This window comes from Xanthobacter sp. DMC47 (assembly GCF_056313845.1).
The window spans coordinates 2,062,871-2,076,405 of sequence record NZ_JBQUZM010000001.1 but is presented as its reverse complement, the minus strand read 5'-3'; the positions used below and the strand labels follow the sequence as shown (position 1 = coordinate 2,076,405).

Here is a 13,535-nt window from a genome sequence, read left to right as displayed (position 1 = left end):
TTCCGCCGCGCAGGAGGGCAACGCATGGCGACGCTCGATCTGGAGAAGCTCCGCAAGGTTCACGGCCTCATGACCGGCGGTGCGACCGAGGGCGAACGTGCCGCAGCCCGGTCCCGTGCCGAGAGCATCGCGATGGCCGCCGGCATGTCGCTGAATGTCGCCTTGTCCAAATTGGACGCCGCACCGCAGCCGACGGCCCGCAGCATCTTCGAGGGCTTCGATGACTGGATGGAGGCGAAGGAGCCCGGCTACAAGGCGCGGCAGGCGGCGAAGCGCGCGGAGCGCCATGCTCGGGAAGCACGGCGCCGTGCGGAAGTGCTGACTGCCTGTGGCTCGGAAGCCGCCGTGTTCGCCCGCAACGAGCGCGAGGCACTGCTTGATGCTGCCATCGCGCATCTCGCCACCTGGGACCACTGGACGGACGACGCGGGCACGGTGCACCGCTTTGCCAAGACCCTCGACGGCCGGGCGGGCGACCTCTGGCGCGTGACGGACATCACGCCTGCCATCCGCGAAGCCGTGACCGGCGCATACCCATGGCCTGCGACGCTCGCCGATGCCCTCGCCGAGGTGAAGGACTGGGACCGCCTCGCCATGGATCGGGGCCTTTTCTGCCGGCATGGCGAATGGAACCACTACGCCGAGGTGCATTGCCGGGTGCTGCTGCTGGAGGACGAGCTGGAGGCCTCTCGCCCCGTCGCCTCATGGGATGACATGCAGGCTCGCTTCGACTGGAAGCGCTACGCCCACGAGCGCACATGGATCGATCCCAAGAAGCGAGACGCGCCCTTCCTTGAGCGGCTAGAGGCGGATTTCGCCATCCTCCGGGCGAATGCGGGTGCCGTCCAATCTGGACAGGCCGAAGCCTCGCCAGCGGCCCGCCGCATCGATGCGCAGAAGCGCGCCGACGTGCTGTCCATGTTGGACACCCAGCCCGAGCTTTCCGACCGCGAGATTGCCCGCCGGGCCGGCGTGTCGCCGCAGACCGTGAACACCTGGCGCAGGAAGGCGCGTCTCGATGATAGCAAATGACAAGACCCGCGACCGGCGCAGATGACTGATTACGATCATCCCAGACGCGTCCAGCGTTTGAAAAAATAATCAACGGAAATCAAAATTCAAACCCCGCTCCATCAACTTTGGAATGCAGCAATAGGCAGCGTCCCGGCGGGCTGGAGGTGAGTAATGCCGAATAAGCAGAAATCTCCTTTTGAAATCCTCCTACGCACGCTTGCGGCTTGGATGGAAATGCGTCGAAGCAGCCCCAATCGCACCGCCCGCGCCGAACGCCGCCGCCGTTCTCGTCAGCGGCTAAAGCAGCGGGCCGCGCTGGCGGACTTCTTCCGGGACCGCTGCCACGACCTCGGTGGCCAGGTGGACGCCCTCCAGCAGCTCGTGGCCGGCCTCAACGTCGAGCGTGACCGCCTGCGCCAGCAAATCCAGATCCACCACGAGTGCATGGACGACCTTGGCCGGCGCAACGCATACCTGCTGGACCAGTGCGCCGTGTCGCAGCACGAGGCCGAGCACTGGAAGCGCTTCGTGGAGGGCGAGCGGGAGCGAGAGGCTGAGATTGCGCGGAAGCTTCAATTAAATTGATGACGCGACCGCTCCTGACCTCCTATGACCTTTTACCCTCTCTGACCCATCAAGATAAATCGCAATATTACAGAATTCATTCGCTGTACCATGGGCCGATCTGGAGATTTGCAGATGGCCGGTTCCCTCACCGAAATCATGAACCTCCGAGGCCCGCAGGGCTTCAACGCCGCGATTACAGAGGCTGCGGCCCGCGAGAGCATCACGCAGGCCGAATTCGCGCGCCGCGCCATCCTGGAGCGCATCGAGCGCGCCGGCGTGACGCCGCCGGCCGTGAAGCCGCTCCCGAAGCGGGAGGGCTGACGCCATGGCCTGGGATGTCCCGAGCTTCTTCATTCCGGTCCAGCCCAATCAGGGCGGCCAGATTGCCTCCTACGCCGACCGGCTGTTGGGAGCCTTCGATCAGGGCCAAGCGTCCCGGCGCCAGCAGGATGTGCTGGACGGCCGAAAGGCACTCGGTGCCGAGATGGCGGCGAACCCCACGGCGACGCCGAACTACCAGAGCATGGCCGCGCGGCTGATGGGCAACGGGGATCTGGAAGGTGCCCGCGTCTATCAGGGGCTCGGCCAGCAGGCTACGCAGAACGATTTCGAGCGGCAGAAGATCGACATCATGCGCCAGCGGGCCGGGAAGGCCGAACAGCCGACCTACGGCCTCAACCCGGTGTGGGGCGTGGACGCCAACGGCAATCCCGCGATCATGCAGCTGGGCAAGGACGGCAACCCGATCCAGCTGAAGCTCCCCGCCGGCTTCACGGTCGCGAAGGACCCGATCAAGGTCGACGCCGGCACTCACTTCGTGTTGCTCGATCCGCAGACGCGCCAGCCCATCACCACGATCCCGAAGAACGTGGCTGGCGTGGCGCAGCAGAACGCTGTCGGCAAGGCGGCCGGCGAAGCGCAAGCACAGCTCCCCGGCGCGGAAGGCATGGCGGGCCAGATCACCAAGCAAATCGAGGATCTGGCGACCGATCCCTACCTGCCGATTATGCTCGGCCCGCTCGCCTCCAGCCTGCCGAATGTGTCGGCCGACGCGGCGCGCGTTCAGGCCCGCATGGATCAGCTCAAGGGTGGCGTGTTCCTTCAGGGGTACAACATGCTGAAGGGCGGCGGGGCCATCACGGAAGTGGAAGGCCTGAAGGCAGAGAACGCCATGGCCCGCCTCAACGCTGCGCAGAACGAGAAGGACTACAAGGCGGCCCTCTACGAATTCCGCGACGCGCTGACCATCGGCCTCAACAAGCTGCGGGCGCAGGCCGCGATGGTGCCTGGCAGTCAGCCGCAGTTCGGCCAGCAGCCGCAGGGTGGGCAGGCGGCCGCGAGCGGCGGCCAGCAGCCCGGCACCGGACAGGGGGCCGGCGGCCTCGTGCCGGGCACCATCGTGAAGGGCTTCGTCTATCGCGGCGGCAATCCGAAAGACCCGAACTCGTGGGGGCGCACGCAATGAACCCTTGGGAAATGGACTGGGCAGGGGCGACCCTCCCGCCGGCCGCCGCCAGCTTCGCCGACCGCCTCATGGGCCCGGCGCCGCGCGCCACCACCTATTCGCCCCAGCGCGCCGGCGACCCGATGGAGGGGGGCTATGCGTCGTCGCGCCCGGGCCCGGACGGGCAGGCCGTTGTGCGCACGCTGGAGGACTTCCGCATGGGGCAGGCGCCCTATGTGACTATCGCCGGCAACCCGGCGCTCTATGGGCGCGAGTACACCATCCCCGAGGTGAGCTATCAGGCCGGCGGGCAGCGCCACGTGCTGCGCGACGTTCCCGTGGTGGTCCACGACACTGGCGGCTCCTTCCGCAATGCGCCGGAAGGCCGGTTCGACGTGCCCGTGGGGCGCGACCTCGGCCCGGCCGACACCAACCAGGGGCTTCCCGGAGTGCAGTTCGTTCCTCGTCAGGCCATGGCCTACATGGCAGAGCCGCCGAAGCCGACCGGCGTGCAGGCCATCGAGGGCGCCATGCGGCCGACTGGTGCCGTCGATCCCGTTCCGCCGCGGCCGACGGATGCGCAGGTGCGGCCCTGGCAGGACGGCACCGTGCAGCGGATGCCCGCGCCACCGGTGGATGATGGCCAGCCGCCGTGGGAGATGGATTGGCCGGACGCGGGGCCCCAGCAGCAAGCCGCGCAGTCTTCCGGGCCGATGCCCTGGGAGATGGACTGGAGCGGCCACGAGGCGGCACAGCCCCAGCAGGCCAGCCAGCCCGCGCCCTCCGGCCCTTGGAACAACTTCACTGCTGGCGCGAACGAGGCGATCTATTCGACCCTGGGCGCGCCGGTGGACGCCGCCACGTGGCTGACGAACAAGGGCGTGCAGGCCATCAACGCTGTCACCGGCGCCGATCTGCCACAGGCGCGCACCAACCTGCCCGGGTCCAGTCAGTGGCTGGCTGGCGTCGGTGAGGCCGCGGGGGTGAACGACCCCGCCAAGGTGCAGGCCACCACCATCCCGGAGAAGTTGGGGCGCGCCGCCGGTGCGGGCGCCGCCGGCATGCTGGCGCCCGAGGCGGTGCTGGGTGGCCTGAACCGGGCCGGCGTGGTCGGCGAAGGCGCCATGAACACACTCGGGCAGGTCTTCGGCCGCTCGGCATCGGTCGGAGACGCCGCGGTCAATGCCGGTGTTGGCGCCGCGGCGGGTGTCGGCGGACAGATGGCGGGGCAGGTTGTCCCGGACCAGTGGAAGCCGCTCGCCGAGACGGTGGGCGGCATGGCCGGGGCCGGGCTGGGTGTCGGCGCCGTGGCGGCCGGGCGCGGCGTGGCCGGCCTGCCGCAGGCCTGGCGCGACTTCCGGCTGTCCGATCCCGCGACGCAGGAGCGCGTGGCCGGCGAGCGCCTTCAGCAGTGGGCGAGCGATCCCCAGGCGGTGCGCGACACGCTCGACGCGGCTGCGGCATCGAAGCAGGTGGGCCTGCCCGCCGAGCCGGGAGCCGTGGCGCGCAATCTGGTGCAGGGCTCGGACCCGACGACCTTCCAGTTGACGGGCGACATGGGCCTTGGCGCGCTGGAGCGCGCGAGCGCGGCGCAGAACCCGGCTGAGTTCATGCAGCGACGGGCTGACCAGAACTCGGCGCGTGTCGGTGCGCTGGAGGCGATCCAGCCCAAGGGCGCGCCGGAACAGGTGGTCAACACGCTTCGGCAGAACCTTGCCGCGCTGGATCAGCAGACCGGGCAAGCACTGGAGGCGGCCACCAGCCGAGCGCAGGGAGCGGCGGCGGCCATCGGCGGCGAGGGCGCGCCGGAGGCCTATGGCGGCGCGATCCGCCAGAGCATCATGGACGCGCGGGGCGTGGCCAAGGAGCGCGAGCGCGCCCTGTGGAAGGCTGTGGACCCGAACGGAGACTTGAACCTGCCGGCCATGGGCGTGCGCGACACGGCCCGGTCCATCGTGAAGGAGCTCGAGAAGTCGGCTGCGCCGCTGGCGGGCGAGGAACGCGCCACCATCGTGACGGCGCTGCAGTACCCCGATGTGGTGCCTTTTCGCGAGATGACGGCGCTCCGCAGCCGTGTGTCAGACGCCATGCGGCAGGAGATGGTGACGAACGGACAGTCTCGCGTATATGCTCGCCTGTCGCAGCTTCGCGGTGCCATCGAGCGTGACATCGAGAACGCTGTGGCCGCGAAGGCGGAGATGGAACAGCGGGCGGTGCAGGCCGGCGCGATGTCCGAAGAGGACACGATGGCGGTGGCAATCGCTCAGCTCCAGCGGGACCAACAGGCTTGGTATGAGCGACGCGCCTCCGAGACGGCCATGGGGCAAGGCGCTGCAGAAGGTGGTGGCGGAAATGCCTCCTTCGGACCGGGCCGAGTTCATCCAACACCTGGAGGCCAAGTACCGGGCGGAGGGGGATTTCGCGATGCTCCGCGAGATCAAGGCTTACAAAGCCCTGGCCTCTTCCCCGACAACCTCTCCCCCAACATCGACGAAGCCGCCGCAGGACGACTGAAGGCCGCCAGCGAGGCGACCAAGCAGCGCGCGCAGACCTTCGATGCCGGCCGGGTGGGCAGCACCATCCAGCGCTCCGGCGCCGCAGGCCCCTTCCAGATGGAAGCCTCGGTCGTGCCCGGTCGGTTCTTCGTGCCCGGCCCGCGCGGCTATGAGGCCATGCAGGCGCTGCGCAACGCCGCTCCCGGCGCCATGGCGCAGGTGCAGGACTATGCTCTCTCCACCCTGCGCAAGGCCGCGCAGAGCCCCCTCGACGGCACGCTCGACCCCGCCAAAGTGCAGGCGTGGCGCCAGAAGCACGCCGACGCCCTGCGGGCCATGCCCGAAGTGGACCGCATGCTCGCCGACCCGGTAGCCGCGTCCGAGGCCATGGCCAAGGCGGCTGTGGACCGCAAGGCGGCGCTGGACACTTTCGAGCAGGGCGCCGTCGCGCGGCTCCTGAACCTCTCTGACCCGGCCGACGTTACCAAGACCATCGGCGGCATCTTCTCGCGGCAGGACGCCGTGCAGCAGATGGGCCGGCTGGCGCGCGAGACGGCCGGCAACGAAGAGGCCCGCAACGGCCTGCGCAAGGCGGTGGCCGACTACATCAACCTCCGCTTCATCGGCAACACCGAGGGCGCCACGTCCGGCACGGACTTGATGCGCTCGGACGCCTTCCAGCAGTTCCTGCGCCAGAACGTTCCGGCCCTCAAGCAGGTTCTGTCCGGGCCGGAGATCATGACCCTCCAGGCCGTCGCGGCGGACCTGAAGCGCTCCAACCGCTCCATCGCGGCGGTGAAGCTTCCGGGCGGCTCCAACACGACGCAGGACATGGCCGGCGTGGCCAAGGCCGGCGGCGCGCAGTCGTGGCTCGCCCGCATCCTGTCGCCGGGCGCGCTCGCCAGCGCCGGCGCGGCGGCGGGAAGCATGACGGCCGGCGGCATCGGCGCGGCGGCCGGCGCTGGTGGTGGTGCACAGCTCGGCCGCGTCATCGAAGCCATGCGACAGGCCGGCCTTCAGAGCGTCGATGACATCGTGAAGGACGCCCTGCTGAACCCGGAGCGCGCCCGCGCGCTGCTGGCGCAGGTGAAGGGTGAACCCACCTCCGGGCAGGCTCTCAGCCTCACCCGCGTCTACATGCGGGCCGCAGCGGCCAACGCCGCCGACTGACCTATCAAGGGGGAGCGCTCATGGACCACGAAATTCGGCTCGCGTGCCTGAAGTTGGCGATGGAAGCCGGCGGCCCCGACGAAGACGTCATCAAGCGGGCCGCCACCTTCTACGCGTTCGTCACCGGTCGCGATTACCCCTGACGGCTTCAAGGCATTCAGCAAAGGTGTCGAGGATCCATTTCCTGTCGGCCTTTTCTCCCGAATTGTGAAAGGGGCTCACATCTTTCTTTTCCGCGTAGCAGACGGCGCCCAATAGCTTGAACGCGATCTGTTCTGGCGAATTTTCTCCGATGTGCACGACTGGCGGTTTATCGGCCATCCCATCCTCCCCATAGTCAATGCGGGCACGCTAGCACCGGCTCAATCAGGGGTGGAGTCCGTCAAAAGAAGGAGCGAACCATGGCCCCTCTTCGCAACGGCCGGCGCGAGCGGTTCGCCCAGCTCGTGGCGGAGGGAAATGCGACGGCCGAAGCCTATGCCGAAGCCGGCTTCCGGGCGGATCGAAAGAACGCCCACCGGCTGGCGAGCGAGCCGGCCGTGCGCGCCCGGATCACCGAACTGCAGGAGAGAGGCGCCATGCGCGCGGAAATCACCCTGGCCGACGTCACCGCAAACCTGAAGCGCATCGCGGAGGCCGCCGAGGAGGAGGGCGGGGCGCCTGGCCTCTCGGTGGCCCGCGCCGCCTGGATGGACGTGGCGAAGCTGAACGGGCTCGTGGTGGACAAGAGCGAGAACGTGAACGTCGTCCACACCATCAGCGACAAGCCCATGTCGGAGGACGAATGGACCGCGGCTTATGGGGCGGAGGGCGCTACTGGCAACTGATCGAGAAACCAGTGGCGCGACATCCATAGCCGGAGGGGAAGCTGGTCCCCGCGATACCGGCGTTCAGCCTCGGACCGCCAGGGCCGAGGACGCCCCTCCCTTCCACCTTTGACAGCTACTGCTCGATGCGTCGAGGGCTCTACGGGACGAGATGGTGTTTTGATTGGTGGTGGGCGCGATGTGGAATTTGGGCGGTGCGACCATCCGCTTACTCCCGATCCCGAGCGGCGCTGCCCTGGAGACGGATGGACCGCACATCCACAATTCGCAATAAATTGGAAGCGAAAAGGATAATCTCGAAGGCTTCCTCAGAATTAGTTATGGTCATTTCCCTGTGTGCGGCTGCGTTGCGATAATATTGCATTGCTCCAGCAAACATGTGGGCAATCCCTTCTTGCTCAGAAATGTCGTCATCCTCAAGTGTTAGGGGTCCTCCTCCGGACTGAAAGGATTTTCTCATAAGTTCTTTTCCATAAAATTTTGACAGGCGCGGATCAGCGTCCCTTACTTTCTGCTCAACCGCGCGAAATGCTTTGAAAATAGCATCTCCAAACTGTCCTCGTGCAAGCTCGATCCAAACTTCGCTTCGTATGTCATCGTGAATAAGGTCGGGGTTTAGCTTCTTGGCCGAGGCATAAGTTCTAAATGCCGCCTCATCGTCAACCAGCTTCATTCCTCGTCTAGTCAATACCCACCATCCATTCGATCCGTTTATGCCATCTGCCGGCATTATCAACATGTTCAGTGAAAGCCAATGCCATGCTTCCATTACAGCGGATCGAAACTCCAGTTCACCAGATGCGCTTTTTGCAGGTTTAAATCCCATCTTCTCCATAGTAACGTCAATCATGGAAAGCATGGATCCTTGCATATTACGTTTTGAAAAAAGGAGAATTGGATAGGCTAATTCTTCCGGAGGCATCGATAAAACGAGCCTATAATCCGAAATTAATTCAGAAAGCAGCATATTTGGGGGCAATGTGGTCTCCTAGTCGCGTAAGGGAAGGGTTGCGGCTCATGTTTGGTGAGGTAGAGAAAGAATCCACCGTCCTGCTTGTTCATGAAGCGAGCTGGCTTACGAGCATAGATAGGGCTGCCGATAAGGCTGAGGCGCCGCTCCATAGGGCGGCGGTCTTGTTCAGCCGGCCGCCCTCCTGCAGTGCAATGGCAGTGCCGGCTATCCACCCGTCCGAGGCCAAAAGACGATCTATTGGTTCGGCGGCCAGATTTGGAGGCTGACCGCGCGCCCACACTGGGATAACTTCAATTGCCGAAGCCTTGTACCAATAAAATGATGCAACAAATGCGCAGGCGGCGCTGATAAGTCCAAGGGCGGAAGAAGTGCCTTTGAGGATCAATAGCAGAGTCTCATTTTCCATATCTTGGCCTCGCGGAATATCATATTTCAATATGCTTCATTAACCAAACAGGCAGGGTGGGGCGCATTCGTCCCAGACTCGCCAAGTATGAGGCCATAGCATATCTGCGGTGGCCCTCCACCAAGAGGTAGGCGGCTGGGTAGAACCCTGGCACGATATCGTCGACTATGTGGAGATCCCGGTTATCGACTATGATTGGTGGGGACGGGAAAGTCCCGGTTTCAACGAGATAGCCACTTAGATAGGTAGGCCAGCGTTGATGGTGCTCTTCAATTAGGAAGCGACCATGCGAGACGGCCGGTTCGTGGTCCTCGGCGAAATTATTGAAGTTCCACCGGATAGAGCGGAGATCGGCGCTATCCCAATCTATCAGATCGAACCGGTGCTCCGCGGACCTGAGAAACGCGAACGGGGAGTGGCGCCAATGACGGTGAAGCCATTCGCGGGCGACCTCCTCGGGAACATTTGGAAAGGACGCTGCGACCTGCGCCCACCATTCGGGGAAAGACGTCGCAACCCCGCCACCTTCGTCGAAATCTGGTGCCAGGTGGTCCGGGTAGCCGTCCATCGCCCAAATTTCCTCGCCTAGGTGCGCAACCAGGGAATCTCATTGCCGCGTCAAAATAACTTAATCATGCCGGCTTGGTCACCGCCGGTCGCTGCAAGTCGTGTCAGATGCTGGGGCAAATGCTGGGGCAGTGCATTTTTGTTCGGAAAAATATCATATAATATCAAATATTTATCAGTTTTGTTTGCCGGTCTCCCTCTCCGCCAGTTCTCTTTAAAATATCAATAAAAATAGAGACTTGGTCTGGCGTCTAGCCTCTGGTCCCTCATTCTGTTTCTGTCGTCTCGTGCGCGCGAGGACAGCAAGCAGCGGGCCATTCGGGTGCCTTCGCCGCAGCCGCCTCGCCCTGCAGGCGCAGAATGAGTTCGACCTGCTGAACGGCGACGGCCAGCTCGTCGTCGTCCAGATTGTTCACGGCCGACACCATGCGGTCGATCAGCTTCTGAGCGCTCGGTCGGCTGGGGCAGGTCGTCAGGCTCGCGCTTCGTCCCGGGCAGCGCATCGGGCGTCGTGCCCCGCGCCTTCGATATCTTCACCAGCGTCAGGAGGAGAGGGCATTTCAGGGGGAAGACGCAGCCGGCGTTCCCGCCGTCCAGGCGATGGGCGAGGACCCGTGACGGCGGCTTGAGGTGGACGGACGCTGAAGACGCCCGTCCCAGGCTCTGGCCGCACCGCTGTCTGCAGTCGACGCTATTTGCCAGCCGGATGGGCGATGGGGTCGAGCCCCGTCTTGCGGATGGCGGGTGCCGCCTGGGGGGATGCGAGGAAGGCGATGAGGTCCGCGCCCGCCTTGGCGGAGGCCGCCTTCGTGGAGACGCCCGCCGCAAAGATGGTGATCTTCTGCACGCTGTCAGGGATGGGACCCACAACCTCCACCCCGGCCACGGGCAGCAGTTCGCTGATCTGCTGGAAGCCGAGTTCCGCATCGCCGCGCGCCACCACTGCGGCCACCGGTTCGGCCGGGATCATGCGCGCCTTGCCTTTCACCTGCTCCTCGATGCCGAGGCGCTTGAACAGTTCGGTCTCCACATAGACGCCGCTGGCGCTGTCGGAATAGGCGATCGATTTGGCCGCGAGCAGCGCGGCGCGCAGACCATCGACCGAGGAAATGTCCGGCTTCGGCGCGCCGGCGCGTACGGCGATGCCGATGGGCGAACGGGCGAGATCGACGCGGGAGGACTTGTCCGCCTTGCCCTGCTCCGTCAGGCCGGTAAGGGCTTCGCCCACCATGATGAGGACGTCGACGGGCTCGCCGCGGGCGAGGCGCACGGGAATGGCGTTCTCGGTGGTGCCCATGGACGGTCCGTAGGCGGTGAGTACCTTGTGGCCGGTCGCCTGCTCGAACTGGGGCACGAGCTGTTTGTAGGCGGCGGAGAACCCTCCCGAAATCATCACCCTGACCTCATCCGCCCGCGCCGCGGCCGGCAGTGCCAGCGTTGCGCCCACGAGCAATGCGGAGAGCCAGTTCCTTGCCGTCGTCATGTTCTATCCTCCCGAGATTGATCTTTGTTTTGTTCAGCCGACCCCGCCGGGGTCGGAAAGGCGCGGGCCGAGCGCGCACCGCGGGTGGCCGCGGGACCTGGAGTCAGGCGTCGTGGCCACGCTCCTGCGCGTAGCGGACCAGCGCGGCGAAGCGATAGAGCCCGTGCACGAACCGCCCGTAGGGCAGGCTCAGGAACAGGGCGAACACGATGCCGAGATGGATCGCCAGCAGTGCATTCATGGCCGGTGTCGCGCGCAGGACGAGAAGGAGCAGACCCGACACGGCCGTGAGCAGGAGCATCACCGTGAAGGCCTTGTCCATGCCCGCACTGGCGTCGCTCACCAGGGCCGGGTCGCGCTGGCGCTTGGCCTTGAGGAGGCCGATGGGGCCGACCACGAGGCCGAGGCCGCCCAGGGTCCCGAGCACCACCGGCAGGTCCCACCAGGGATAGGGCGCCTCCCGACCGAACAGGAAGTGATAGAGCGCGCCGACGCTGGTGGCGGCGAAGCAGAGCATGAAGCCGTAGAAGGTGAGGTGATGGTAGAAGCGGCGGTTGTCGTCCGGCTTCTCATCCTTGTTGTAGCAGCCCACCCCGCCGCCATCGAGATAGCGCAGCGAGCCCGCATCCTTGATGGCCTGCCACAGCGGGCGCGGCGCGAGCGGGCTCTCGGCGCCTTTGCCGATGTCCCGCCAGAAGCGGCGCAGCGACAGGGCGAGCGCGACGAGGCCGAAGGTGAAGACGCCACCGAACAGCCACGCGATCAGCTCATGGGGCATGATGCGGTAGAACGCGCCGGTGCCCAGAGCGGGCTCGCCGAAATGCGCGCCGCCCGCCCCCATGAAGGCGAAGATGAAGAGCGCCACGCTCGCCGCCGTGGCCAGCGCCACGAACAGCCCGTTGCGCCGGAACAGCACCGCCAGAGGACCGGGCCAGGCGTAGTGCGCGTAGGACTGCGCCCGCACCGTCGCCAGCGTCCGCGGCACATTCACGTTGAACTCGTGGGGCGGCGAGAACTGGCAGTCGGTGTAGCAGGCCCCGCAGGCGTGGCAGAGGTTGGCGAGGTAATTGAGGTCGCCGCTGCTGAAGGCGCGCCGCATCTCCATGGCCGGAAACACCGCGCACAGACCTTCACAATAGCGGCAGGAGTTGCAGACCGTCATCAGCCGGTCGGCCTCCTTCAGAGCATCAGTGGCGTGCATGAGCGGCCGCCTCCCGTCCTGCGATGCGTCCGAACACGCTGCCGATCGTCATGCCGATGCCGGCGGCATATCCGCGGCCCAGCACGTTGCCGGCCATGATCTCGCCGGCGGCAAACAGGTTTTCCGCGCCACCGCCGGAGGCCATGCGCATCCGGGCGTCGGCATCGACCCGCACACCCAGATAGGTGAAGGTGATGCCGGGACGCACGGGGTAGGCGTAATAGGGCGCCTTCTCCAGCTTGCGCGCCCAGTGCGACTTGGGCGGCGTCAGCCCCTCCGTCCGGCAATCGTCGAGAATCTTGTCGTCGAAGGTACCGGGACGGACCGCGGCATTGAAGCCGTCGACGGTGCGCGTCAGGCTCTCGGCATCGAGGCCCAGCTTACCCGCCAGTTCGGCAATGGTGGGCGCCGAGATGGGCGGGAACAGGGAGGGCATGAACAGCTCGAGCGAAGAGGCGTCGAAGATGATGTAGGCGATCTGGTCTGGCTGCTGGGCCACGAGCCGCCCCCAGATGGCATAGCGCTTGGGCCAGATGTCCTCGCCCTCGTCGTAGAAGCGCTCGGCCCGATTGTTCACGACGATGCCGAAGACCACGCAGTCGAGCCGCGTGATGATGCCGCCGTCGAACTTGGGCGCCCGCGCATCGATGGCCACGGCGTGACACTGCATCGGGTCGCCGGTCTTCTCCACGCCCCGGTCGATCAGCATTCTCAGCAGGGACCCGCGATTGTAGGGCGTGCCGCGGATGAGGAAGTTTTCTGCGGGCGGTCCCCAGGCCTCCTTCAGCCAGTCGATGTTGGCCTCGAAGCCGCCGGCGGCCGCGACATAGGCCTTTGCCTCGATGCGGGCGATGCCATCCGGGCGACGGATGCGGACGCTGTGGCAGCGCCCGCCATCCATCTCGAGGTCGATCACCTCGCAGTCGTAGAGCACCTCGACGCCGAGGCGCTCGGCCGTGAGATAGAGGGCGTTGAGCATCGCTCGGCCGCCGCCCAGAAAGAACGAGTTGGTGCGGCCAAGGCTGAGCGTGCCGCCGAGCGAGGGCTGCCAGCGCACGCCCTGCTCGACGATCCAGCCGAGCATGTCCTTGGATTCCCGGATCATCAGTCGGGCCAGATTCTCGTCGGTCTGGCCCTGCGTGACCCGCAACAGGTCGTCGTAGAACTCATCCTCGGTATAGGGACCGGAGAGGATGGCCGTCGCGCTGTCGTGGGCGCAGCGCATGTTGCGGGTGTGGCGCGTGTTGCCGCCGCGGTAGAATTTCGGCGCCGCCTCCACCACCAGCACGGACGCGCCGGAGCGTCGCGCCGAGATGGCGGCGCAAAGCCCGGCGTTGCCGCCACCGATGACGAGGACGTCCACGCTTGCGAGCGTCGCGTCCATCGTC

Annotated in this window: 15 protein-coding genes; 7 read left to right on the top strand and 8 right to left on the bottom strand. The window is 65.8% G+C overall.

Going from position 1 to position 13,535, the window contains the following annotated elements:
* Positions 1-24 precede the first annotated feature (24 nt).
* The 6 genes from ACT54R_RS09565 to ACT54R_RS09540 all read left to right on the top strand — a co-directional run bounded on the left by ACT54R_RS09565 (position 25) and on the right by ACT54R_RS09540 (position 6,833).
* A complete protein-coding gene (locus tag ACT54R_RS09565; protein WP_476325707.1) occupies positions 25-1,032 on the top strand; it encodes a transposase in 1,008 nt (335 codons plus the stop codon).
* Between the two features lie 153 nt (positions 1,033-1,185).
* Complete coding sequence (locus tag ACT54R_RS09560; RefSeq protein ID WP_476325705.1) at positions 1,186-1,599, top strand: hypothetical protein; 414 nt, start codon at positions 1,186-1,188, stop codon at positions 1,597-1,599.
* A 114-nt stretch (positions 1,600-1,713) separates the two neighbouring features.
* A complete protein-coding gene (locus tag ACT54R_RS09555; protein ID WP_209487457.1) occupies positions 1,714-1,902 on the top strand; it encodes a hypothetical protein in 189 nt (62 codons plus the stop codon).
* A 4-nt stretch (positions 1,903-1,906) separates the two neighbouring features.
* Entirely contained in the window at positions 1,907-3,046 is a 1,140-nt protein-coding gene (locus ACT54R_RS09550) for a hypothetical protein (protein WP_476325703.1), read from the top strand.
* Entirely contained in the window at positions 3,043-6,690 is a 3,648-nt protein-coding gene (locus ACT54R_RS09545) for a hypothetical protein (protein WP_476325701.1), read from the top strand. The genes ACT54R_RS09550 and ACT54R_RS09545 overlap by 4 nt, the downstream gene beginning before the upstream one ends.
* A 20-nt stretch (positions 6,691-6,710) precedes the next feature.
* Positions 6,711-6,833: a putative ring-forming protein gene (locus ACT54R_RS09540; RefSeq protein WP_476325699.1), complete on the top strand. Its 123-nt coding sequence runs from the start codon at positions 6,711-6,713 to the stop codon at positions 6,831-6,833.
* Here ACT54R_RS09540 and ACT54R_RS09535 read toward each other — a convergent pair.
* Entirely contained in the window at positions 6,811-7,011 is a 201-nt protein-coding gene (locus tag ACT54R_RS09535) for a hypothetical protein (RefSeq protein ID WP_476325697.1), read from the bottom strand. The genes ACT54R_RS09540 and ACT54R_RS09535 overlap by 23 nt on opposite strands.
* An 80-nt stretch (positions 7,012-7,091) precedes the next feature.
* Here ACT54R_RS09535 and ACT54R_RS09530 point away from each other — a divergent pair, with 80 nt between their 5' ends.
* Positions 7,092-7,517, top strand: a complete 426-nt coding sequence (locus ACT54R_RS09530) for a terminase small subunit (protein ID WP_476325695.1) — start codon at positions 7,092-7,094, stop codon at positions 7,515-7,517.
* A 208-nt stretch (positions 7,518-7,725) separates the two neighbouring features.
* On the opposite strand, the gene ACT54R_RS09525 is transcribed toward ACT54R_RS09530, so the two are convergent.
* The 7 genes from ACT54R_RS09525 to tcuA all read right to left on the bottom strand — a co-directional run bounded on the left by ACT54R_RS09525 (position 7,726) and on the right by tcuA (position 13,531).
* The gene (locus tag ACT54R_RS09525) at positions 7,726-8,496 is read right to left on the bottom strand and encodes a TIGR02391 family protein (protein WP_476325693.1); all 771 of its coding nucleotides are present in this window, start codon (positions 8,494-8,496) and stop codon (positions 7,726-7,728) included.
* Positions 8,497-8,575: 79 nt separating this feature from the next.
* A complete protein-coding gene (locus tag ACT54R_RS09520) occupies positions 8,576-8,896 on the bottom strand; it encodes a hypothetical protein (protein ID WP_476325691.1) in 321 nt (106 codons plus the stop codon).
* A 19-nt stretch (positions 8,897-8,915) separates the two neighbouring features.
* Positions 8,916-9,464, bottom strand: coding sequence for a hypothetical protein (locus ACT54R_RS09515; protein WP_476325689.1), 549 nt, complete (start codon positions 9,462-9,464; stop codon positions 8,916-8,918).
* Between the two features lie 265 nt (positions 9,465-9,729).
* Positions 9,730-9,891 carry a hypothetical protein gene (locus ACT54R_RS09510; RefSeq protein ID WP_476325687.1) on the bottom strand — a complete coding sequence of 54 codons (162 nt, stop codon included), beginning with the start codon at positions 9,889-9,891 and terminating at the stop codon, positions 9,730-9,732.
* A gap of 263 nt (positions 9,892-10,154) precedes the next feature.
* Positions 10,155-10,946 carry a substrate-binding domain-containing protein gene (locus ACT54R_RS09505; RefSeq protein WP_476325685.1) on the bottom strand — a complete coding sequence of 264 codons (792 nt, stop codon included), beginning with the start codon at positions 10,944-10,946 and terminating at the stop codon, positions 10,155-10,157.
* A 103-nt stretch (positions 10,947-11,049) separates the two neighbouring features.
* Positions 11,050-12,147, bottom strand: coding sequence for a tricarballylate utilization 4Fe-4S protein TcuB (tcuB, locus tag ACT54R_RS09500; RefSeq protein ID WP_476325683.1), 1,098 nt, complete (start codon positions 12,145-12,147; stop codon positions 11,050-11,052).
* On the bottom strand, positions 12,134-13,531 hold the full coding sequence (gene tcuA, locus ACT54R_RS09495; RefSeq protein WP_476325681.1) for an FAD-dependent tricarballylate dehydrogenase TcuA: 1,398 nt from the start codon (positions 13,529-13,531) through the stop codon (positions 12,134-12,136). Before tcuA ends, tcuB begins: the two co-directional genes overlap by 14 nt.
* Between the last annotated feature and the right edge of the window lie 4 nt (positions 13,532-13,535).